At 70.4% G+C, this 22,316-nt stretch carries 22 protein-coding genes; 11 read left to right on the top strand and 11 right to left on the bottom strand.

What is annotated here, in order from left to right:
* Together ABDW35_RS09445 and ABDW35_RS09450 are read right to left on the bottom strand one after the other, a co-directional pair.
* Nucleotides 1-1,477 (bottom strand): IlvD/Edd family dehydratase (locus ABDW35_RS09445; protein WP_343713605.1); only part of this gene is annotated, 1,477 nt, incomplete at its 3' end.
* A gap of 29 nt (nt 1,478-1,506) precedes the next feature.
* Entirely contained in the window at nt 1,507-2,319 is an 813-nt protein-coding gene (locus ABDW35_RS09450) for a FadR/GntR family transcriptional regulator (RefSeq protein ID WP_343713606.1), read from the bottom strand.
* A gap of 375 nt (nt 2,320-2,694) precedes the next feature.
* On the opposite strand from ABDW35_RS09450, the gene ABDW35_RS09455 reads away from it, so the two are divergent.
* Together ABDW35_RS09455 and ABDW35_RS09460 are read left to right on the top strand one after the other, a co-directional pair.
* On the top strand, nt 2,695-3,591 hold the full coding sequence (locus ABDW35_RS09455; RefSeq protein ID WP_343713607.1) for an aldose 1-epimerase: 897 nt from the start codon (nt 2,695-2,697) through the stop codon (nt 3,589-3,591).
* Nucleotides 3,592-3,862: 271 nt separating this feature from the next.
* Nucleotides 3,863-4,930 (top strand): saccharopine dehydrogenase C-terminal domain-containing protein, encoded by a 1,068-nt coding sequence (locus tag ABDW35_RS09460; RefSeq protein WP_343713608.1) that lies wholly within the window; start codon nt 3,863-3,865, stop codon nt 4,928-4,930.
* 65 nt (nt 4,931-4,995) lie between these two features.
* Here ABDW35_RS09460 and ABDW35_RS09465 read toward each other — a convergent pair whose 3' ends face one another.
* The 6 genes from ABDW35_RS09465 to ABDW35_RS09490 all read right to left on the bottom strand — a co-directional run bounded on the left by ABDW35_RS09465 (nt 4,996) and on the right by ABDW35_RS09490 (nt 10,553).
* Nucleotides 4,996-5,325, bottom strand: coding sequence for a type II toxin-antitoxin system RelE/ParE family toxin (locus ABDW35_RS09465; RefSeq protein WP_343713609.1), 330 nt, complete (start codon nt 5,323-5,325; stop codon nt 4,996-4,998).
* A 4-nt stretch (nt 5,326-5,329) separates the two neighbouring features.
* Nucleotides 5,330-5,602: a type II toxin-antitoxin system Phd/YefM family antitoxin gene (locus tag ABDW35_RS09470; RefSeq protein ID WP_343713610.1), complete on the bottom strand. Its 273-nt coding sequence runs from the start codon at nt 5,600-5,602 to the stop codon at nt 5,330-5,332.
* A gap of 59 nt (nt 5,603-5,661) precedes the next feature.
* Complete coding sequence (locus ABDW35_RS09475; RefSeq protein ID WP_343713611.1) at nt 5,662-6,333, bottom strand: sulfur transferase domain-containing protein; 672 nt, start codon at nt 6,331-6,333, stop codon at nt 5,662-5,664.
* Nucleotides 6,334-6,413: 80 nt separating this feature from the next.
* On the bottom strand, nt 6,414-7,166 hold the full coding sequence (locus ABDW35_RS09480) for a Bax inhibitor-1/YccA family protein (protein WP_343713612.1): 753 nt from the start codon (nt 7,164-7,166) through the stop codon (nt 6,414-6,416).
* Nucleotides 7,167-7,278: 112 nt separating this feature from the next.
* Nucleotides 7,279-9,798 (bottom strand): FtsX-like permease family protein, encoded by a 2,520-nt coding sequence (locus tag ABDW35_RS09485; protein ID WP_343713613.1) that lies wholly within the window; start codon nt 9,796-9,798, stop codon nt 7,279-7,281.
* The gene (locus ABDW35_RS09490) at nt 9,795-10,553 is read right to left on the bottom strand and encodes an ABC transporter ATP-binding protein (RefSeq protein ID WP_343713614.1); all 759 of its coding nucleotides are present in this window, start codon (nt 10,551-10,553) and stop codon (nt 9,795-9,797) included. The genes ABDW35_RS09485 and ABDW35_RS09490 overlap by 4 nt, the downstream gene beginning before the upstream one ends.
* Between ABDW35_RS09490 and ABDW35_RS09495 the strand changes: the two genes are divergently transcribed.
* The 5 genes from ABDW35_RS09495 (at nt 10,552) to ABDW35_RS09515 (ending at nt 15,337) form a co-directional block, all read left to right on the top strand.
* Complete coding sequence (locus tag ABDW35_RS09495; protein WP_343713615.1) at nt 10,552-11,235, top strand: arylesterase; 684 nt, start codon at nt 10,552-10,554, stop codon at nt 11,233-11,235. The genes ABDW35_RS09490 and ABDW35_RS09495 overlap by 2 nt on opposite strands.
* Nucleotides 11,236-11,320: 85 nt before the next feature.
* Nucleotides 11,321-12,361, top strand: a complete 1,041-nt coding sequence (locus ABDW35_RS09500; protein WP_343713616.1) for an aldo/keto reductase — start codon at nt 11,321-11,323, stop codon at nt 12,359-12,361.
* A gap of 179 nt (nt 12,362-12,540) precedes the next feature.
* Complete coding sequence (locus ABDW35_RS09505; protein WP_343713617.1) at nt 12,541-13,431, top strand: LysR family transcriptional regulator; 891 nt, start codon at nt 12,541-12,543, stop codon at nt 13,429-13,431.
* Nucleotides 13,432-13,559: 128 nt separating this feature from the next.
* Entirely contained in the window at nt 13,560-14,144 is a 585-nt protein-coding gene (locus ABDW35_RS09510; RefSeq protein WP_343713618.1) for an NADPH-dependent FMN reductase, read from the top strand.
* Nucleotides 14,141-15,337: an MFS transporter gene (locus tag ABDW35_RS09515; protein ID WP_343713619.1), complete on the top strand. Its 1,197-nt coding sequence runs from the start codon at nt 14,141-14,143 to the stop codon at nt 15,335-15,337. The genes ABDW35_RS09510 and ABDW35_RS09515 overlap by 4 nt, the downstream gene beginning before the upstream one ends.
* On the opposite strand, the gene ABDW35_RS09520 is transcribed toward ABDW35_RS09515, so the two are convergent.
* Nucleotides 15,334-16,203 carry a LysR substrate-binding domain-containing protein gene (locus ABDW35_RS09520; RefSeq protein ID WP_343713620.1) on the bottom strand — a complete coding sequence of 290 codons (870 nt, stop codon included), beginning with the start codon at nt 16,201-16,203 and terminating at the stop codon, nt 15,334-15,336. The genes ABDW35_RS09515 and ABDW35_RS09520 overlap by 4 nt on opposite strands.
* A gap of 112 nt (nt 16,204-16,315) precedes the next feature.
* Between ABDW35_RS09520 and ABDW35_RS09525 the strand changes: the two genes are divergently transcribed.
* Entirely contained in the window at nt 16,316-17,167 is an 852-nt protein-coding gene (locus tag ABDW35_RS09525) for a class I SAM-dependent methyltransferase (RefSeq protein ID WP_343713621.1), read from the top strand.
* A gap of 3 nt (nt 17,168-17,170) precedes the next feature.
* On the opposite strand, the gene ABDW35_RS09530 is transcribed toward ABDW35_RS09525, so the two are convergent.
* On the bottom strand, nt 17,171-18,052 hold the full coding sequence (locus tag ABDW35_RS09530) for a LysR family transcriptional regulator (protein WP_343713622.1): 882 nt from the start codon (nt 18,050-18,052) through the stop codon (nt 17,171-17,173).
* A gap of 210 nt (nt 18,053-18,262) precedes the next feature.
* Between ABDW35_RS09530 and ABDW35_RS09535 the strand changes: the two genes are divergently transcribed.
* Nucleotides 18,263-19,243 carry a nitrilase family protein gene (locus tag ABDW35_RS09535; protein ID WP_343713623.1) on the top strand — a complete coding sequence of 327 codons (981 nt, stop codon included), beginning with the start codon at nt 18,263-18,265 and terminating at the stop codon, nt 19,241-19,243.
* Here the strand turns inward: ABDW35_RS09535 and ABDW35_RS09540 are convergent.
* Nucleotides 19,227-20,174: a GlxA family transcriptional regulator gene (locus ABDW35_RS09540; protein ID WP_343713624.1), complete on the bottom strand. Its 948-nt coding sequence runs from the start codon at nt 20,172-20,174 to the stop codon at nt 19,227-19,229. The genes ABDW35_RS09535 and ABDW35_RS09540 overlap by 17 nt on opposite strands.
* 89 nt (nt 20,175-20,263) lie before the next feature.
* Between ABDW35_RS09540 and ABDW35_RS09545 the strand changes: the two genes are divergently transcribed.
* Nucleotides 20,264-21,415, top strand: coding sequence for an acyl-CoA dehydrogenase family protein (locus ABDW35_RS09545; RefSeq protein ID WP_343713625.1), 1,152 nt, complete (start codon nt 20,264-20,266; stop codon nt 21,413-21,415).
* 352 nt (nt 21,416-21,767) lie between these two features.
* Nucleotides 21,768-22,316, top strand: a 549-nt coding sequence (locus ABDW35_RS09550) for a CoA-binding protein (RefSeq protein WP_343713626.1), incomplete at its 3' end; no start/stop codon positions are given.

Consider the following 22,316-nt stretch of genomic DNA (forward strand, 5'->3'; position numbering starts at 1 on the left):
GCACCACCGTGCCGTAGGCGGTGCCGCTCATCCGCGCGTCGGAGATGCGGACCATGTCGCGCACGCCCTTCTTCAGCACCTTCTGCGGCAGCGCCATGTTGCCGACCTCGGCCATGCCCGGATAGCCCTTCGGGCCGCAATTCTTCAGCACCATGACGCAGGTCTCGTCGATGTCGAGATCCGGGTCGTCGACGCGCGCCTTGTAGTGCTCGATGCTCTCGAACACCACGGCGCGGCCGCGATGCTGCATCAGCTCCGGCGTCGCGGCCGACGGCTTCAGCACGGCGCCGTCCGGCGCCAGGTTGCCCTTCAGCACGGTGATGCCGCCGTGCTTCACCAGCGCGTTGTCCCAGGGGCGGATCACCTCCGGGTTCCAGTTGGCGGCGTTCCGGACGTTCTCCCACATGGTCTTGCCGGTGACGGTCGGGGCGTCCTTGAACAGCATGCCGTTCTCGCCCAGCGCCCGGGTCACCGCCGGGATGCCGCCGGCATAGTAGAAATCCTCCATCAGGAAGCGGCCGGACGGCATCAGGTCGACCAGGGTCGGCACGTCGCGGCCGTACTCGTCCCAGTCCTTCAGGGTGAAGTCGGTGCCGGTGCGGCCGGCCAGGGCCAGCAGGTGGATCACGGCGTTGGTCGACCCGCCGATGGCACCGTTGACGCGCACCGCGTTCAGGAAGTTCTCCCGGGTCAGGATCTTCGAGATGCGCAGATCCTCATGCACCATCTCGACGATGCGGCGGCCGGACATGTGGGCGATGACGTAGCGGCGGGCGTCGACCGCGGGGATGGCGGCGCAGCCGGTCAGGCTGGTGCCCAGCGCCTCGGCCATCGAGTTCATGGTGCTGGCGGTGCCCATGGTCATGCAGTGCCCGGCGGAGCGGGACTGCGCCTGCTCCGCCTCCATGAACTGCTGCAGGCTCATCACCCCGGCCTTGACGTCGGCATCGAACTGCCAGACCGAGGTGCCGGAGCCGATGGTCCGGTCCTGGTATCGGCCGTTCAGCATCGGCCCGCCGGAGACGACCAGGGCGGGGATGTCGCAGCTCGCCGCGCCCATCAGCAGCGCCGGGGTGGTCTTGTCGCAGCCGGTCAGCAGGATGACGCCGTCGATCGGGTTGGCGCGGATCGCCTCCTCGACATCCATCGCCGCGAGGTTGCGGTACAGCATGGCGGTCGGCCGCAGATTGGTCTCGCCGGTGGAGAACACCGGGAACTCCAGCGGGAAGCCGCCCATTTCCCACACGCCGCGCTTCACATGCTCCGCCAGCTTGCGGAAATGGGCGTTGCAGGGGGTCAGCTCGGAGAAGGTCTGGCAGATGCCGATCACCGGCCGCCCGTCGAAGACATGGTCCGGCAGGCCCTGGTTGCGCATCCAGCTGCGGTGGATGAAGCCGTCCTTGTCATGGGTGCCGAACCAGTGGGAGGAGCGCAGGGGCTTCCTGTTGCTGTTGCTGCTGCTGGCGTCGTCAGCCATCACGGGAGTCCTTGTTGGCTAGGCTGGGATCAGGGGTTCGGCTTGATGTGCGGCAGGGCGCGGCGCATGTCCTGCGCCGCATCCTCGAGCAGGACCCGCATCGCCTTGCGCGCCGCTTCCGGCTCGCGCGCCAGGATGGCGTCGCGCACGGCGCAGTGAAGGGGCAGGGACACCTGCAGCGCGCCGGGCGCGTTGTTGGTGATGCGGAAGCTCGACGCCATCGCGGTCTCGATCAGCGCGCCCAGCGGCTGCAGGAACTCGTTGTTCGACGCCGCCAGGATCGACTGGTGGAAGCGCAGATCGGGCTCGACCGAGGCATCGCCGTCCGGCGCCGCCTCCATATCGGCGAAGGCGCGGGCGATCGCCTCCCGCTGCCTGTCATCGGCGCGTTCCGCCGCCATCGCCGCGGCCGCGGGCTCGATGATCTGGCGGATCTCGAACAGGTTCTTAGCCAGGCGCTCCATCGGCTGGGTGGCGAACTGCCAGGCCAGCAGGTCGGGGTCCAGCATGTTCCATTCGCCGCGCGGCCGCACCCGCGTGCCGGTCTTCGGCCGGGATTCGACCAGCCCCTTGGCAGCCAGCACCTTGATCGCCTCGCGCAGCGCGGTGCGGCTGACCGAGAACTGGGTCGACAGGTCGGATTCGTTCGGCAGCACCGTGCCGGGCGGTATGTCGCCGCGCACGATGCGGGTGCCGATGTCATAGGCGATCTGGCCATGCAGCGACCGGCGCGAGAAGGTCTTGCTGCCCTGTGGCTGGTCGGCGCCGGCCGCGCGGGCGACCGCCCGCCGCTGCACTGGGCGCGGCAGGCCCCCGGTCACCGCATCCGCATGCGCGGCCATCGCCACCGATCCTTTTGGTCTGTCCGGGCCGGACATCTGTGCTTCCCCCTTTCCTGCCGCCGGTCAGGCGCGGCCGAAGCCGTCCGGGCGCCGCAACGCCCCGGCTCCGCCGTCTCCCGCCGGTCCGACGATCACCTTCCGGCCGATGCGCAGGTTGGGGGTGGGCCCGGCGGCATTGCCACAGGGCCTCCGCATGCCGTCCGCGCGAACGACATCCTCTCCGCTCTTCTCGACCACGGCCTTTCCCCAGCGGTGCGATCTGGCGTGCCGATCGCACTCTTTGCTATTCATCATACAATTTGAGTATTGAGCCCTCGGCCGATCGGCGTCAAGCATTGCCGAACATGGCTCGGGCCACGACGACGGGAGGATGGAATGGCGCTTGAGATCGTGCAACTGCGGGAAGGGAACAGCGGGGCCGACATCGTGCCGGCGATCGGCGGCGGCATCGCCGGCTGGTGGACCGGCAGCGGCGAGGCACGGCGCGACTGGCTGCGCCCGGCCACGCCGCAGGCGCTGGCGGCGGGCGATCCGCTCGGCCTGGGCAATTTCCCGCTGACCCCGTTCTCGAACCGGATCCGCGACGGCCGCTTCCGTTTCCGGGGGCGGGAGGTCCAGCTGCCGCTGAACACGCGCGAGCGGCACCAGCTGCACGGCCATGGCTGGCAGCGCCCCTGGACGGTGGTGGAGCGGTCGGCGGCGCGCTGCGTGCTGATCGACGACTATGCCGCCGATGCCTGGCCCTTCCCGTACCGGGCGCGGCAGGAGTTCACCCTGACCCCGGCCGGCTTCGACCTGGTGCTTTCGGTCGAGAACACCGGCCGTGAGCCGATGCCCGCCGGGCTGGGCCAGCATTTCTACTTCCCACGCACCCTGCAGACGACGGTGACCGCCGGGATCGAGCGGATGTGGGCCAACGATTCCGAGGTGATGCCGCTGGAGCTGGTGGAGCCGCCGCCGGAGAAGGATCTGCGCCGCGGCTTCAGGCCCGAGGCGGTGCGCACCGACAACAACTTCACCGGCTGGGACCACCGGGCGGTGATCGACTGGCCGGAGCACGGCGCTCGGCTGGTGATGGAGGCCGACGCGCCGCTCGACTTCCTGGTCTGCTATTCGCCGGACGACCCCTATGTCTGCGTCGAGCCGGTGAGCAACGCCACCGACGCCTTCAACCTGGCCGATTCCGGCCGCACCGACACCGGCATGGCGGTGCTGCAGCCGGGCGAGTCGCTGCGCGGCGTGGTCCGGCTGCGGCCGGAGGTGGTGGCCTGACGGTTGCGTAGATTGGGTTCGCGGCACGCGAACCCAATCTACGTCAAAGAATCAGTGTTGAATCGACCTCGGGCCACAGAATCCGTTCGGCTAATTATCTTTCTCTCCTTCTCCGATCGGCCGGCGACTCGAAGGTCGTCCGGCCCTCCCGCGCACCTTCCGGAACGCCCGGACACAAGGCTTTCTGCGGCTTTCCGGCGGGTGTAGAGACGGCGCCATCCGCACCGCCCCGGCGCTTTCGCCCGGGGCGTCTGTCTGAAGGAGAGGCGTCATGACCAAGGTTCTGCTGCTCGGCGGCGGCAAGATCGGCACCTGCATCACCGCCCTGCTGACCGCCACCGGCGACTACGATCTCACCGTCGGCGACCAGGACCAGGGCATGCTCGACCGGCTCGAGGCCAATGTCGCCAAGCGCCAGCTGCGCTTCGACGACGCCCAGGCGCTGCGCGACGCCGTGTCCGGCCACGACGTCGTGATCTCGGCCGCGCCGTTCCACCTGACGCCGCTGATCGCCGAGGCGGCGAAGGATCGCGGCGCCCATTATTTCGACCTGACCGAGGACGTCGAGAGCACCCGCCGGGTCAAGGCCCTGGCCGAGGGTGCGAAGACCGCCTTCACCCCGCAATGCGGCCTGGCGCCGGGCTTCATCTCGATCGTCGGCTACGACCTGGCCAAGCGCTTCGACGAGCTGCACACCGTGCATATGCGCGTCGGCGCCCTGCCGGTCTATCCGTCGAACGCGCTGAAATACAACCTGACCTGGTCGACCGATGGCCTGATCAACGAGTACTGCAACCCCTGCGAGGCGATCCACGAGGGCGAGCTGCGCGAGGTGCTGCCGCTCGAGGGCATGGAGCACATCTCGCTCGACGGCATCGACTACGAGGCGTTCAACACCTCTGGCGGCCTCGGCACGCTGTGCGAGACGCTGGAGGGCAAGGTCAAGTTCCTGAACTACAAGACCGTGCGCTATCCGGGCCACCGCGACATCGTCAAGCTGCTGGTCAACGAGCTGCAGCTGGGCCAGCGCCGCGACATCCTGAAGGACGTGCTCGAGGCCTCGATCCCGATGACCAAGCAGGACGTGGTCCTGATCTTCGTCACCGCCTGGGGCAAGAAGGAAGGCCGCCTGATGCAGGAGACCTACGCCAAGAAGGTCTATGCCAAGGAAATCGGCGGCCAGCTGTGGAGCGCCATCCAGGTCACGACCGCGGCCGGCATCTGCGCCATGGTCGACCTGCACCGCGCCGGCCAGCTGCCGCAGAGCGGCTTCGTGCGGCAGGAGCAGGCGAACCTGTCCGACTTCCTGGCCAACCGCTTCGGCCAGCACTACGCATAAGAACCGGGTTTAGGGACGGAAACGGGAAAGGGCGCGGCCGAGAGGCTGCGCCCTTTTCGTTCAACTCAGCGCGGCCGCAACAACCGATCTTTCAGCAGGGTCAGCATATCGCGGCGTCCATCGAAGACGCCATACACGGTCACCGCATCGGCTGTGACCTGATAGATGATGCGATAGGGCTTAAAGTGGGCTTCGCGATACTCGGTGTTGCCCAGGGCCAGCAGTTCCTTCGGGACATTACCGCGCGACGGCAGGCCTGTGAGCCTCTTGATCGTGCCTTGGAGGGCGACCAGCACGCGATTGGCATTCTCGGCTGAGTCGTTCTCCGCGATGAATCGCCAGATGGCTTCGATGTCCCGCTTGGCGGCGCGTGCCAGGACGACTCGCTGCGACATCGGGTCAGATCTTAAGGTTGGCCCGGATCTCGGCGAAGGCCTCGTCGACCGGAGTGACGTCGCCAGCCTCAACCTCGCGTTGGGTCATCGCCAGGATCTTCAGCAGCGCCAGCGTCTCCTGGGTCTGCTCGTAGCTGTCGATGTCCTGCAGCACCGCCTTGGCCTCGCCATTGACGGTGATGATGAAGGGCTCTTGCCCCTCCCGCAGCCCCTGGATGACCTCCGGAGCATGCGCTTTCAGGTAGCTGATCGGCTTGATGCGGTCGGACAGCTTCATGGCGACCCTCCTTATCTTGGTCCGAATATAGACCGAATTCGGGCCAGTGGAAAGCCGCCTCACTCCCGTCCCAGCAGCCCGTCCACGATCATGGTGGCGAGGCCGCTGGGCACGAAGGATTTCTTCACCGCCTTGCGGTCATAGGCGGTGTCGACCCAGTCCCAGAAGGCGATCGGCTCGCGCGCATTGGCCTCGGCATAGGCCTCGATGAAGCGGTCCAGCAGGCCGGTCGGCGACTTCTTGAAATGCAGATAGCGCCAGTGCAGCTGCTTCAGCGCCTCGGCCGGCGGGATGTTCTCCCGCGTCATCAGGATCAAAGCGGCCACCAGCCCGGCGCGGTCGGAGCCGGACTTGCAATGAACCAGGATCGGGTATTCGGCCGCCTCCAGCACCCGCCGGAGCTGGTGCAGCACGCTGACTTTCGGCGCGTCGCGCGACTTGGTGGTGACGTCGATGAGGGTGATGCCGTAGCGGCGGCAGGCCTCGGCCTCGCGGCGGTACGAGCCGCAGTCGCGCGGGCCGCGCAGGTTGACGATGGTGCGGATGCCGTCGCGCGCCATGCCGCGGATCTGGTAGGGCAGCGGCTGGCCAGAGCGCCAGATGCCCGGCGCAATCTCGACCCGGGTGTTGACGAAGGTCCGGAACACGCAATGGTCGACGATCCAGCTGTCCAGCGCGTCGGCCAGGCGGCCGCGGCCCTTTCGGGGCTGGTCGGGAACGGCTTCGGTCATATCCATGTCGCAGGCGTGGTCCGGAAAAGCGAAGCCCGGCAGCTGACGCTGCCGGGCTGTGCGTGGCGACGGCGCTGCCGTCAGTTGCGGTTGCCGAACAGCCGCAGCAGGAACAGGAACAGGTTCAGGAAGTTCAGGTACAGCGTCAGGGCGCCCCAGACCGCGGTCTTGGTCTCGACCTCCTGGCCCAGCCCCTCGGCATACTGCTCCTTCAGCCGCTGGGTGTCGTAGGCGATCAGGCCGGCGAAGATCAGCACGCCGAGCACGCTGATGACGAAGGCCAGGCCGCTCGAGGCCAGGAAGATGTTGACCAGGCTGGCGATCACGATGCCGATCAGGCCCATGATCAGGAACGAGCCGAAGGCCGACAGGCTGCGCTGGGTGGTGTAGCCGTACAGGCTCAAGCCCGCGAAGGACGCGGCGGTGATGAAGAACACCCGCACCACGCTCTCGCCGGTATAGGCCAGCAGCACCGGCGCCAGGCCGATGCCCTGCAGGGCCACGAAGGCCCAGTACAGCGTCTGCAGCGTGGACGCGCTCATCGAGCGGATGCCCATGCTCATCCAGAAGATCAGGCCGATCGGCGCCAGCAGCGCCACCCAGCCCAGCCCGGTCAGGCCGATCCGCCCGAAGGCGTTGACCGCCAGGAAGGCGCCGCCGACCGGGGTGAACATCACCAGCGCGGCGGTGATGCCGCTGACCAGCAGGCCACCGGCCATGTACCAGTAGATCCGCAGCATGTACTGCCGCAGACCCTCGTCGAACGCCGCACGCTCGATGGTGCGCGCGCCGGCGCCCGGTGTTGCGTAACGGCCCTGTGGATCGAAGGCCATCTTGAAGTCCTCTAGGGTGGTGAAAACCACGCGGCAGATATTGGCAGCGTCGGGCCAACATACAACAGTTGCGGCCTGCGCCGAAGGGCCTCAGGCGTTGCGACCTCGGGCACTACTCGTTGCGCAGCAGCGGCGCCGCCTTCTGGCCCAGCGCCACCCAGGTGCCGAGAAAGCCGAAGCCCAGGGTGATGGCGACGCACAAGGCCGCGGTGCCCAAGAGGGTCAGCGGCAGGAAGACCCAGTCGATCTCCATCACGAAGGTCAGCACGCCCCAGGCGGCGACCGTGCCCAGGGCGCAGGCGATGACGGCGGTCAGCAGGCCCAAGAGGCCGTATTCGATCAGGAAGGCGCGCAGGATGTCGCCGCGGGTCGCGCCCAGCACCTTCAGCACCACCGCGTCGTAGATCCGGCGGCGATGGCCCGCCACCACCACGCCCGCCAGCACCAGCGCGCCGGCCAGCAGGGTGACGCCGGCGGTCGACCGCACCGCCGCGCCGATCTGGGACAGAAGGGCGTTCACCGTCTCCAGCGCATCCTTCAGGCGCACGGTGGTGACATTGGGGAAGGCCTGAGTCACCGCCTTCTGCAGCGCCAGCTCCTCCGCCTCGGGCACCCGCACCGTGGCCAGCCAGGTGTGCGGCGCGGCCGCCAGCGGCTTCGGCGACATGATCAGGGTGAAGTTGATGCCCAGCGTGCTCCAGTCGATGTCACGGATGTTGGCGACCTCGGCCTCGATGTCGCGGCCCAGCACATTCAGCGTCATCCGGTCGCCCGGCTTCAGCCCGAGGGCCTCGGCGATGTCCTTGTAGACCGAGATCTGGGGCGGGCCGTCATAGCCGGCCGGCCACCACTGCCCCTGCAGCAGCGTGTCCTTCGGCGGCATCGCGGCGGCATAGGTGACGCCGCGGTCGCCGCGCAGCCAGCTCGACTTGGCCTGGTTCACCACCGCCTTGTCGGCCGGCACGCCATTCACCGCGGTGATGCGGCCGCGCAGGCTGGGCACCTCGGCCAGGTCGGCGGCGCCCGGCGTGCCCTGGATCAGGGCGTCGAACTGCTCCTTCTGCGACTTCTGCACGTCGACGAAGAAGAAGGACGGCGCCTGGTCGGGCACCCTGTCCTTGATCTGCCGGTCCATGTTGCCCTGGATCAGGGCGATCGCCGCCAGCACGGTCAGGCCCAGGCCGAGCGACAGCACGATCTGCGGCGTCGGCGCGCCCGGCCGGTGCAGGTTGGCCAGGGCCAGTCGCAGTCCTGGCCGGCGTGGGCGAGGGGCGCGGCGCGACAGCGCCATGACGCCCAGCGCGGTGCCGGTGAACAGCAGGATGGCGGTGACCGCGCCGGCGACGAAGATCGCGGCCAGCGTCGGGTCGGCCGCGGTGGCCACGGCCAGGCCGGCCAGGGCCAGGGCGCACAAAGCGGTGGCGGCGATGAAGCGCCCCTCCGGCCGGGCATGGCGCGGCGCCACCCGGTCGCGGAACAGCGCCGCCGCCGGGATCCGCGCCGCGCGGGCCAGCGGCCACAGCGAGAAGGTCAGGCTGGTCAGCACCCCGAAGCCGGCGGCCAGCAGCAGCGCGCCGGGATAGACGCCGATCCGGGCATCGACCGGCAGCAGCCCCTGGATCAGCGCGGCGACGGCCGAGGGTGCGGCGGCGCCGATGGCAAGGCCGATGGTGATGCCGAGGGCGGACAGCACCAGCACCTGCAGCAGATAGGTCTGGAAGATCAGCCGGCCGGGCGCGCCCAGGCATTTCAGCGTGGCGATGGTGGCCAGCCGCACATCCAGCCAGGCCCGCACGGCGTTGCCGACCCCGGCGCCACCGACCAGGAGGGCGGTCAGCCCGACCAGGGTCAGGTACATGGTCAACTGGTCGATGGTGCGGCGCAGCCCCGGCGCGGCGTCGCGGTCGTCGCGCACCCGCCAGGTGCCGTCCTCGAACTGCTGCTTGAACCCGTCGGCGGCGACGCGCACGTCGCTGCCGGGCGGCAGCGCCAGGCGGTAGTCGTAGGACAGCATCGATCCGGGCTGGATCAGGCCACTGGCGTCCAATGCGCCGCGGGCGATCATCAGCCGGGGGCCGATGGCGAAGCCGCCGCCGGCCTTATCCGGCTCGCGCGCGATGGTGCCGCGCAGCTGCAGCACCGTATCGCCAACCGCGATGGTGTCGCCGGCGGCCAAGCCCAGCCGCGCTTCCACCTCCGGATCGGCCACCGCGCCCCAGACGCCGTCGCGCGGCGCCAGCGCGGCCTGCAGGTCGCCGCCGCCCTCCAGCTCCATCTTTCCATACAGCGGATAGACGCCGTCGACCGCCTTCAGCTCAACCAGCGTCGTCGCCTCGTCGCGCGGGCTGCGGGCCATGCCGCGGGTCTCGACCACCTCCGACACCCGGCCGGCGGTCTCGAACCGCGCCCGCTCCTCGGCCGTGGCCGGCTGGTACAGCCGGTGCAGCTCGACATCGCCGCCCAGGATCGCCTGGCCGTCCTCGGCGATGCTGCCGCGGATGCCGTCGGCCACCGACTGCACCGCGGCGATGGCGCCGACGCCCAGCGCCAGGCAGGCCAGGAAGATGCGGAAGCCCTTCAGCCCGCCGCGCAGCTCGCGCCGGGCCAGGCGGGCGGCATTGCCGAAGCTCATTTCAGCCGGGCCAGGGCAGCGGAGGAGGCCAGGCCGGCATCGGTGATGCGGCCGTCGACCAGCCGGACGATGCGGTCGCAGCGCGCCGCCAGCGCCGGGTCGTGGGTGATCAGCAGCAGCGTGGCGCCGCGCTTGCGCGACAGGCCGAACATCAGCTCGATCACCTGGCGCCCGGTCTCGCCGTCCAGGTTGCCGGTCGGCTCGTCGGCCAGGATCACGTCGGGGTCGGCGGCGAAGGCGCGGGCCAGGGCGGTGCGCTGCTGCTCGCCGCCCGACAGCTGGCCGGGATAGTGGCTCAGGCGATGGCCGAGGCCGACCGCGCGCAACCGCTCCGCCGCCTGCTCGAAGGCGTCGCGGGATCCCGCGAACTCCAGCGGGATGGCGACGTTCTCCAGCGCCGTCATGGTCGGCACCAGGTGGAAGTTCTGGAACACGATGCCGACATGGTCGCGCCGGAACAGGGCCAGCCTGTCCTCGCTCAGCGCCGACAGCTCGCGCCCGGCGACCTCGACCTTGCCCCGGCTGGGCCGCTCCAGCCCGCCGACCAGCATCATCAGGCTGGACTTGCCGGAGCCGGAGGGGCCGACGATCGACACCACCTCGCCGGCGCCGACCGACAGGTCGATTCCGCGCAGGATGTTGACGGGGCCGGCCGCGCTCGCCAATTCAAGATGCACATCGGTCAGCCGGATGCTGGGCGGGGAGGCCTTTCCGGTCCCGAAGCCGGCCTGCGGTGCAGGAGTGGTCCCGTCCATGCGCATCCCTTTTGCCCGACTCCGGACAGATGGCGCCGCGCGGCGCCTTTTCAATGCGGTGCTGCTGGCGCTGTGCGCCGTCGCCGCGTTGCCTGCTTCGGCGCAGGCGGGGCCGATCCGCATCCTCGCGCTGGGCGACAGCCTGACCGCCGGCTTCGGCCTGGACCCGGCGGATGGCTTCGTACCGCAGCTGCAGGCGGCGCTGCGTGGCCAAGGCTTCGATGTGACCGTGCTGAACGGCGGCGTGTCCGGCGACACCAGCGCCGGTGGGTTGGACCGGCTGGACTGGGCGCTGGCCGACAAGCCTGACCTCGTCCTGGTCGAGCTGGGGGCCAACGACATGCTGCGCGGCGTCGACCCGGCCTCGACCCGAGCCAATCTCGACAAGATCCTGGCCCGGCTGGGGCAGGAGAAGCTGCCGACGCTGCTGGCCGGGATGCGCGCCGCGCCCAATCTTGGCCCGGACTATGCCAAGGCCTTCGACCCGATCTTTCCCGACCTGGCCAAGGCGCATGGCGTGGCGCTGTACCCCTTCTTCCTCGACGGGGTGGCGATGGTCGCGGCGCTGAACCAGGCCGACGGCATGCATCCCAACCCGGCCGGGGTGAAGCTGATCGTCGAGCGCATCACGCCTGCCGTCGTCGATCTGATCCGGTTGAGCGGGTTGGACCGGGCGGGATGATGTCCCGGGATCGCGGTTTCGCCGGCCCCGGTTTCCGGCTATAGAGCGAAATCGTCAGACAATCCCGATCTCCCGGAGCCTCCTGATGGAACAGCGTCCGCTCGGCCGCACCGGCCTCGACGTCACCGCGATCTGCCTCGGCACCATGACCTGGGGCACGCAGAACACCGAGGCCGAGGGCCACGCCCAGATGGACTACGCGCTCGACCGCGGCGTCACCTTCTGGGACACGGCGGAGATGTATTCGGTGCCGCCGACGCCCCAGAGCTACGGCCGGACCGAGGAGATCATCGGCAGCTGGTTCGCCAAGACCGGCAAGCGCAGCCAGGTGGTCCTGGCCAGCAAGATCGCCGGCCCCGGCGCGCATCTGGCCCATGTCCGGGACGGCAGGCCCCGGCTGGACGCCAAGAACATCAAGGCCGCGGTCGAGGCCAGCCTGAAGCGGCTGCGCACCGACTGGATCGACCTGTACCAGCTGCACTGGCCGAACCGCCAGGTGAACAGCTTCGGCAAGCTCGGCTACGCCCATGACACGGCCGAGGATTTCATCGCGCCGGAGGAGACGCTGTCGGCGCTGGCCGAGGAGGTGAAGGCCGGCCGCATCCGCCATGTCGGCCTGTCGAACGAGACGCCCTGGGGCCTGATGCGCTTCGTAGAGGCGTCGGATCGCCTCGGCCTGCCGCGCCCGGTCTCGATCCAGAATCCCTACAACCTGCTGAACCGCAGCTTCGAGATCGGCCTCGCCGAATGCGCTCATCGCGAGGAGGTCGGGCTGCTCGGCTATGCGCCGCTCGCCGCGGCCACCCTGACCGGCAAGTATCTCGACGGCCAGATCCCGCCGGGATCGCGCCGGGCGGTGGACGGCCGGAAGTCGCGCTACGACACGCTGAACGCCGAGGCGGCGACGAAGCGCTACATCGCCCTGGCGCGCGAGCATGGGCTGGATCCGGCGCAGATGGCGATCGCCTATGCCCTGTCGCGGCCGTTCATGACCTCGGTGATCATCGGCGCCACCTCGATGGACCAGCTGCGCACCAACATCGCCGCGGCCGAGGTGACGCTGTCGCCCGAGGTGATCCAGGGCATCGACGCGATCCATACGGCGTACCCCAATCCGTGTCCCTGAAGGGGGCGGTCTTCCCCTTCCACTGTCATTGCCGGGCTTGACCCGGCAATCCAGGGCCACCCAGAGCGGCATCGACATCTCTGGATGCCCGGGTCAAGCCCGGGCATGACAATTTGGGATGGGCCCTGCTCTTGGAGTAGACCTGTTCAGTTACCCATGCAGTTCCGTATAGTCCCGACATGGATTGGGACGACCTGAAGATCGCCTTCGCCGTCGCCCGGCACGGGTCGCTCAGCGCTGCGGCGCGGGCGCTGCGCACCACCCAGCCGACGGTCAGCCGGCGGCTGGACGGGCTGGAGCGGCGGATCGGCGTCAAGCTGTTCGAGCGCTCGGCCGGCGGCCTGTCGCCCACGCCGCTCTGCGCCGCGCTGGTCGACGGGCTGCAGCGGATGGAGGAGGGGGCGCTGGCGGTCGAGCGCCGCATCGCCGCCCGCGACACCGGCCTGCAGGGCGCGATCACTATCACCAGCCTGGACTGGTTCGGCGATTATGTCGTGGGCCCGCTCGCGGCACGGTTCGGCGCATTGCACCCGTTGGTGGCGATCGAGCTCCTGAACGAGCCGCGCATGTTCAACCTGTCGCGGCGCGAGGCCGACTTGGCCTTCCGCTTCGCCGCCTTCGCCCAGGAGGACCTGATCGAGCGCAAGGTGGCGGAGGTCGGCTACGGCCTCTATGCCACGCTCGGCTATCTCGAGCGGCACGGCCCGCCGGACTTCGCCGCCGGCTGCGCCGGCCAGGCCGTGGTCACCATGTACGACTTCGCCAGCCGGTCGACCCAGGCGGTCTGGCTGCATGGCATCGCGCCGCAGGCCCGGGTGATCGCGCGCACCAGCGGCCTGGGATCGCAGATGGCGGCGGCCGAGACCGGGCTGGCCATGGCCTCGCTGCCGCGGCTGCTGGGCGATGCCCGGCCGGGCCTGCGGCGGATCGAGACGCCGGTGTCCTGCCCGGTGCAGTCGGTACGGCTCGGGGTCCATGCCGATCTGCGCGACTCGCCCCGCATCCGCGCCTTCATCGACTTCGCCGTGGCCGAGCTGAAGGCGCGCGCGCCGGAGCTGAACCCGCTGTGATCTGGCTATACGGTTTCGTATAGCCTGCATACGGAGCTCAGGAATGGGCACCGCGCCGATTCCAGGCCAAATCCCGACCATCCGGCGCCGCGGAACAAGCGCCGGCGTTCTCTGGAAGGGTACTTCGCATGTCCGACCCGATCCGCATCCTCGGCCTGTCCGGCAGCCTGCGCCGGGCCTCGCTGAACACCGCGCTGCTGCGGGCCGCGGGAGAATTGCTGCCCGCCGATGCCGTGCTGGAGATCCACCCGCTGCACGACCTGCCCTTCTTCAACGAGGATGTCGAGGCCGAAGGCCTGCCCGTCCCGGTCCAGGCGCTGAAGGCGAGGATCGCGGCGGCCGACGCGCTGCTGCTGGCGGTGCCGGAATACAACTACTCGATCGCCCCGGCGCTGAAGAACGCGCTGGACTGGGCGTCGCGACCCTATGGTGCCTCGGTGCTGGTCGGCAAGCCGGTGGCGATCCTCGGCGCCTCGGCCGGGATGGGCACGGTGCGGGCGCAGCTGCATCTGCGCGATGTCGCCATCACCACCGGCCTGCATGTGCTGAACCAGCCGGAGATCTTCGTCGGCCGCGCCGCCGAAAAGTTCGACGAGGCGCTGCGGCTGACCGACGAGCCGACCCGCGCGATCCTGGCCCGGATGCTGCAGCGCCTGGTGCACTGGACCCGCGCGATCCAGGCCAGCGCCCTGATCCGGGAATCCGCGGCGTGACCGCGGCGCCCGCACAGGCGCAGGCGGCGCCCACACGCTGGCCGGCGGTTGCCGTGGTCGTGGCCTCCGGCGTGGTCGCGGCGCTGCAGGTCGGCAAGGGCGCCATCGCCCTGCCGGCGCTGCGCGCCGAATTCGGCCTGGGACTCGAGGCTGCCGGCTGGATCATGTCGGTCTTCGCCCTGCTGGGCGTGGTCGGCGGCATCCCGGCCGGCGCGGCGGTGGCCCGGTTCGGCGACCGCCGGCTGCTGGCGCTCGGCCTCGCCGCGCTGGCGCTGGGCAGCCTCGCGGGCTCGATCGCCGGCAGCTTCCCGCTGCTGCTCGGCACGCGGGTGCTCGAGGGGCTGGGCTTTCTCCTGGTCGTGGTCGCGGCGCCGGCCCTGCTGCAGCGCATCGTCGCCCCGCCGGACCGCGACCTCGCCTTCGGGATCTGGAGCGCGTTCATGCCGGCCGGCATGGCGATTGCCCTGCTGCTCGGCGCCGCGCTGGCCGGGTGGCGCCCGTTCTGGGCCGTCAACGCCGCGCTGGCCGCCCTCTTCGCGCTGCTGGTGCTGGTCGCGGTCCGGGCCCGGGAACAGGTGCGGGACAATCCGTCCTGGCGCGAGATCGGCCGCGACGCCGTCCTGACGGCGACCTCGCGCGGGCCGCTGCTGCTGGCCTGCGCCTTCGGGCTCTACAGCCTGCTCTACTTCACCCTCGCCAGCTTCCTGCCGGTGCTGCTGATGGATCGGATGGGGGTGGCTGTCGCCACGGCCGGGATGCTCAGCGCCGTCGCCGTCGGCGCCAATGTGCTGGGCAACCTGGCCGCCGGCCTGCTGCTCGGGCGTGGCGCCGCCCGCTGGCTGCTGATCGGCACCGCCGTGCTGGTCATGACCGCGTCCGGCATCGCCATCTTCGCCCTGACCCTGCCGCCGACGGTGGTGCTGCTGCTGTGCATCCTGTTCTCCGGGGTCGGCGGGCTGCTGCCGGCCACCGTACTGGGCGCCGCCGGGCCGGTGGCGCCGAAGCCGGGCCTGGCGCCGATGACGCTGGGCCTGACCATGCAGGGCAACAATCTCGGCCAGGTCATCGGGCCGGTGGTGGTGGGCGGTGTGGTCGATGCCGGGGGCTGGCCGGCGGCGGCGGTCCCGGTCGCCATCGCCGGGGCGCTGGCGCTCGCGGTCGCCGTCGCTCTGCGGCCGGTGTTCCGCGGCTAGGGGAGCAGGTCGAGCAGCGCGGCGGCGGCCGGTGTCGGCGGGCGATCGGCAGTGGAGACGACGGCCAGCTCGCGAAGGATCGGAGGATCGGTGGCGATGCCGACGACCCGGCCGCCCGCCAGCGGCAGGGCCAAGGGCGGCAGCAGGGCGACGCCGAATCCCTGCGCGACCAGTTCGACCATGTCGCCGACGGTGTCCGCCTCGCAGCAGATCCGGCGCTCCAACCCGACTTGGCGGCAGGCGGCAGCGATGGTGGCGCGCAGCGCTGAATCGGGCCGGTACTCGATGAAGTCGCGGTCGGCCAGCCCGGCCAGGCGCTGCCGGCGGCCGGAGGCGAGCGGATCCTGCGCCTGAACGGCCAGGACCAGCGATTCCTGTCCCAGGGAACGGACCTCGACGCGGTCGGCGCCCGGGCCGAGCGGGTGATCGACAAAGGCCAACTCCAGCTCGCCCTGCGCCACGGCGGCGACCAGCGCGCCGACGCTGCCGTGGCGCAGCCGCAGCGTCACGCCGGGGTGCAGGCGGTGATAGCGGGTCAGCAGGGCGGGCAAGGGGATCAGCCCGAAGGTCTGGATGACGCCGATCGCCAACTGGCCGCGCAGCAGGCCGCGGACCCCGGCGACGGCATCGCGGCCTTCCTCCGCCGCCGCCAGCGCCCGGCGCGCATGAGGCAGCAGGGCCCGGCCGGCCTCGGTGACCTCGACGCTGCGGGTGTTGCGGACGAACAGCTCGCTGTCCAGCTCCCGCTCCAGCGCCCGGATCGACGCCGACAGGCTGGACTGGGTCAGGTGCACCCGGCGGGCTGCGCGGGTGAAGTGCCGCTCCTCGACCACCGCCAGGAAATGCGCGAGCTGGCGTAGCTCCATCCGGCCGCTCCATTCAGTGATTCTGCCGATCACTGCCACAGAAATTATCCGTTTGATAGATCACCACACGCAGGATTTCCTCTGCGCCGGCACATCTGATGGAGAGAGAGTCATGGCTGACGAGGTCATCGCGGAACCGGACAGCACGGCAGTTCGGGTCGCGCTGTGGCGGGCGATGCATGTCGAGGTCGATGCGCCACCGCCGGTGCTGGACGACCGCATCGGCCTGCTTCTGGCGGCGCCGGAGGAAGGCTGGCGCAGCCGCGGCGACATGGACGCGCAGCGCACGCGGGCCTTCCGCGCCTCGATCATCGCCCGCGCCCGCTTCATCGAGGACCTGGCGGTGGAACAGGCCGCGAGCGGCGTCGGCCAGTACGTCCTCCTCGGCGCCGGCCTGGACAGCTTCGCCCAGCGCCGGTCGGAGGTCGATCTCCGGATCTTCGAGATCGACCGGCCCGGCCCGCAGGCGTGGAAGCGGCAGCGCCTGGCCGAGCTCGGCCTCGGCGTTCCGGACCGGCTGCGCTTCGTGCCGGTCGATTTCGAGGCCGGCGAGGATTGGTGGGAGTGGCTGGTCACCGCCGGCTTCGATCCGGCCCGGCCGGCGGTGGTGGCCTCGACCGGCGTCAGCCTGTACCTGACGCGGGAGGCGAATGCGGCGACCTTGCGCCGACTGGCGGCCCTCGCCCCCGGCTCCACCCTGGCCATGACCTATCTGCTGCCGATGGAGCTGGCGGACCCGGAGGAGCGGCCGGGCCGCGAGATGGCGGAGGCTGGGGCGCAGGCCAGCGGTACGCCTTTCCTCAGCATGTTCGCGCCGGAGGAGATGCGGCAGGTGGCAGGCGACGCCGGCTTCCGCGATGTCCGCACCGTATCGGCCGCCGACCTGGCCGAACGCTACTTTGCCGGCAGGGCGGACGGCTTCCGGCCGTCGAAGTCTGAGGAGATCCTGGTCGCCACGACCTGACGCTCAGCCGAACAGCGCCCGGTTCTCCCGGAACAGATCCGCCAGCGCGTCGGCCACCGCCCGCACCCGCGGCACCTCGGCCAGGTCGGGGCGGATCAGCAGCCAGATCTCGCGCGGCGGCGGCAGGGCATCGAGCGCGATCGGCGCCAAGCCGGGATCGGGGTCGCCCAGGAAGCGCGGCAGCAGCGCCACGCCCCAGCCGGCCCGGGCCGCCGCTGCCTGCGCCATCTGACTGTCGCAGCGGAAGGCGACCGGCCGGCCGGGATGGTGCCCTGCCAGCCAGGCGGCCTCGGATTCTCCCTCCGCGTCGCCGATCAGCGGCGGGGTGCCGCCGGCCGCAGCCTCCGCTGCCACCGCGGGCGCGGCATAGGCGCGATAGGCGATATTCGCCACCCGCCGCCCGACCAGGGCGCTGTCCGCCGGCCGGCCCAGGCGCAGGGCGATCTCGGCCTCGCGCCGAGCCAGGCTGGTGATCCGCGTCTCCAGCACCAGCTCCAGCGCGATGCCCGGATGGCGCCGGCGCAGCCCGTCCAGCCGGTCGATCAGGAAGCCCAGCGCCAGCGACCTCGCCGTGGTCAGCCGCACCGACCCGGCCGGGCCATCCTCGACAGGATCCAGCCGACGCAGCAGAGCCAGCGCCCCAGCCTCCATCGCCTCGGCCTCGGCCAGCACCGCGGCGCCGGCAGCGTTGGGGCGATAGCCGTCGGGGCGGCGGTCGAAGATCGGCCGGCCCAGCGCCCGCTCCAGCCCGTCCAGCCGGCGCGACACGGTGGCGTGGTTCACCCCCAGCGCCCGGGCGGTGGCCGACAGGCTGCCGTGCCGGGCCAGGGCGACGGCGTAGCGGACATCGTCCCAGTCCAGGGCTGTGCGATTTTGATCGGGCATAGTGCAGGGATGATAGTCCATGCACAGGCCGGCAGGGTCTTAGAATTCTCGGAGTTGGGCCGATCATCTCCCTCTCCTTGTCATTGCCGGGCTTGACCCGGCAATCCAGAAGGTCTCGACAGCCTCTGGATGCCCGGGTCAAGCCCGGGCATGACACCAAGGGGTTGGTCGGTGTCGTCCCCATCCATGCCAGCCCTTCGCGAGGCCGTGATGACCCTGCTGCGCGCCGCCACCGTCCAGTTCCGGCACCAGGCCGACGACAAGGCCTACAACCTGTCCCGCATCCGCCACTTCACCGCAGCCGCGGCGGCGGAGGGCGTGAAGATCCTGGCCTTCCCGGAGATGTGCATCACCGGCTACTGGCATGTCCGCAACCTGGGCCGCGACGCCATCGCCGCCCTGGCCGAGCCGGTGCCGGACGGGCCGTCGGTGCAGGCGGTGCGCGACCTCGCGATCGAGCACGGCATGGCCATCGGCGCCGGGCTGGTCGAGGCGGGCGGCGACGGCCGCTTCTACAATTCCTACGCTGTCTGCCTGCCGGACGGGTCGGTGCATTGCCACCGCAAGCTGCACGCCTTCGAGAGCGACCACATCGCCAGCGGCAACCGCTACACCGTGTTCGACACGCCCTGGGGCGTGCGGCTGGGCGTGCTGATCTGCTGGGACAACAACCTGGTGGAGAATGCCCGGGCCACGGCCCTGCTGGGCGCCGAGATCCTGCTGGCGCCGCACCAGACCGGCGGCTGCGCCTCGCGCAGCCCGCACGCCATGGGGCTGATCGACCCGGCGCTGTGGCAGCGGCGGCATGAGGATTCGGCGGCGATCGAGGCCGAGTTCGCCGGGCCGAAGGGCCGCGGCTGGCTGATGCGCTGGCTGCCGGCGCGGGCGCATGACAACGGCCTGTTCCTGCTGTTCAGCAACGGCGTCGGCGAGGATGACGGCGAGGTGCGCACCGGCAACGCCATGCTGCTGGACCCCTATGGCCGCATCCTGGCCGAGACCGGCGTGGCCGACGACGCCGTGGTGACGGCCGATCTTGACCTCGACCTGCTGCCGCTGGCCACCGGCCGGCGCTGGATTCGCGGCCGGCGGCCGGAGCTGTACGGCCTCTTGACCGAGCGGCAGGGCCATGAGCTCGACCCCCGCCAGGCCCGCTTTTCGCCTGATCCGGTGGTCAGGCGGCCTTCCTGAACCCCGCCGGATTAACGCCGTAGCGGGTGCGGAAGGCGCGGGCGAGGGCGGAGCCCGAGGCGAAGCCGCAATCGGCGGCGATGTCGTTGACCGGGCGATCGGTGTTCTCCAGCAGGCGCCGGGCCAGGGCCAGGCGCAGCTCGGCGTAATAGGCCTTGGGGCCGGTGCCGAGCGTCGCCCGGAAGCGCTGCAGCAGGGCGCGCGGACCGATGCCCAGCTCCGCCGCGATCGCCTCGACCGGCAGCGGCGCCTCGATGTTGGCCTCCATCAGCCGGATCGCCCGCACCAGCAGCGGGTCCTGCCAGGCCAGCCGGCCGGCGGCGACCATGTGCTGCGGGTCGTGGCCGGGATGCGCGCCCTCGTAGAGGAAGGTGCTGGAGACGGCGAGGGCGAGGCTCAAGCCCTGCTCGCGCCGCAGCAGGTCCAGCATCAGGTCGAGCGTCGGCAGCGCCCCGCCGGCGGTGATGCGGCGGCGGTCGACGACGAAGCGGTCGGGCATCGCGGTCACCGCCGGAAAGCGCTCGGCGAAGTCGCGCAGATCCTCCCAATGCGTGGTGGCGCGGTGGCCGTCCAACACCCCGGCCAGGGCCAGCACATAGGGCGCCGATTCCAGCCCGGCGATGATGGTGCCTCGCCGAGCCTCTGCCCTCAGAAAACGCCGGACTGCGGGCGTCGCGCGCGCTTCGGCGTCGAAGCTGGCGACGACGAATAGCATGTCAGCACCGGCGATCTCCGCCATCGCGACTTCGGCCTCTACGCGCAGCCAACTGCTGCTCAGGACGGGCTTGCCATCCTCGCTCGCGACCTGCCAGCCAAACAGCGTTTGCTTCGCCATCCGGTTGGCGGCGCGCAACGGTTCGATTAGGGCGGCGAGGGTCAGGTTTGAGAAGCCACCCAGGACCAGGATCCCAATGAATTTGGGTTCGATCATCGCATCCGATTTGGTATCAGATAGATCTGAAACGGTATCGCCCACCTAGCCGCCGCCGCAATAGCCTCTGCGGAAACAGGGAGGTGGCGATGGATTTCGGGCTCAGCCACGAGCAGCAGCTGGTCGTCGATACGATGCGCGGCTTCGTCGAGCACGAGCTGCAGCCGCTGGAGCGGGAGGTCGAGCGCACTGGCCATGTGGCGCCGGAGGTCGGGCGCGAGATCCAGCGCAAGGTGCGCGACCTCGGCTTCTATGCCCCCAACATCCCGGAGGCGTTCGGCGGCGGCGGTCTCGACCACCTCACCTTCACCCTGCTGGAGCGCGAGCTCGGCCGGGCGGCGATGGCGCTGACGGTGTTCTGGGGCCGGCCCTCCAACATCCTCTGCGCCGGCACGCCGGAGCAGCGCGAGCGCTGGCTGCTGCCCTGCGTCCGCGGGGAGAAGATCGATGCGCTGGCGATGACCGAGCCCGACGCCGGCTCCGACCTGCGGGGCATGAGCTGCAGCGCCCGGCGCGACGGCGGCGACTGGGTGATCAACGGCACCAAGCACTTCATCAGCCATGCCGATGTGGCCGATTTCGTCATCCTGTTCGCGGCCACGGGCGAGGACGAGGCGGGCCGCAAGCGCATCTCCTGCCTGCTGGTCGACCGCGGCACGCCCGGCTTCGAGATCCGGCCCGGCTACAATTCGGTCTCGCATCGCGGCTACCACAACGCCACGCTGACCTTCGACGACTGCCGGGTGCCGGCGGACCAGATGCTGGGCGAGGAGGGGCGGGGCTTCGACCTGGCCAACACCTGGCTGCACGCCACCCGCCTGACCGTGGCGGCGATGTGCGTCGGCCGCGCCCGCCGGGCCTTCGATCTGGCCCTGTCCTATGCCGCCCAGCGCAAGCAGTTCGGCCAGCCGATCGGCCGCTTCCAGGGCACCGGCTTCAAGCTGGCCGACATGATCACCGAGATCGACGCCGCCGACTGGCTGACTCTGTCCGCCGCCTGGCGCATCGACCAGGGCCAGGACGCCAACCGCGCGATCAGCCAGGCCAAGCTCTATGCCTCCGAGATGCTGGGCCGGGTCACCGACGCGGCGCTGCAGATCCATGGCGGCATGGGGCTGATGGACGACCTGCCGATCGAGCGCTTCTGGCGCGACGCGCGGGTGGAGCGGATCTGGGACGGCACCAGCGAGATCCAGCGCCACATCATCGCCCGCGACCTGTTGCGGCCGCTGGGGGCGTGAGGATGATGCTGACATCTCAGTCTAGCCGAGTGCTGGATTGCCTCGTCCCTATTGAGTCCCCCCTCCCCTCGCGGGAGGGGGGTAGGGGGAGGGGGTTCTCGCAGCAAAAGCGGGCCGCGTACCGTTTCATAGGTCGGGTTCGCGACAAGCGAACCCGACAAGCCTTTCAGCCCTCGCCGCGGCCCGATGTTCGGTTCGCATCCACGAACCCAATTTACGCGTTGCCACAGGCCGGTGTTCTTCGATCGACAACCCCCTCCCCCTACCCCCCTCCCGCAAGGGGAGGGGGGACTCGATTTTGCGATAGCGGCAAAGGGAGACGCCATAGCTCTATGGGATCGGAGGCGCGGGCATGACCCGACGCTTCGACCTCTCGCGCCTTCTCCGTCCCCGCTCGATCGCTGTGGTCGGCGGGAAGCCGGCGGCCGAGGTGATCCGGCAGAGCCGGCGCATGGGCTTCTCCGGTGAGATCTGGCCGGTGCATCCGCAGCACGACACGATCGAGGGCCTGCCCGCCTTCCGCAGCGTCGCCGAGCTGCCGGGCGCGCCCGACGCCGTCTTCCTCGGCATCAACCGCCATGCCGCAATCGAGGTCACCGCCGCCCTGGCCGAACGCGGCGCCGGCGGGGCGGTGTGCTACGCCTCCGGCTTCGCCGAGACCGGCGGGGAGGGCACGGATCTCCAGGCCCGGCTGGTCGCCGCCGCTGGGGCCATGCCGGTGCTGGGCCCGAACTGCTACGGCGTAATCAACTATCTCGACGGCGCCCTCTTGTGGCCCGACCAGCATGGCGGCCAGCGGGTGGAGCGCGGCGTGGCGCTGGTCACCCAGTCCAGCAACATCGCCATCAACCTGACCATGCAGCGCCGCGGCCTGCCGATCGCCTATGTCGCGACGCTCGGC

Source organism: Inquilinus sp. (assembly GCF_039594555.1).
GTDB lineage: Bacteria > Pseudomonadota > Alphaproteobacteria > DSM-16000 > Inquilinaceae > Inquilinus.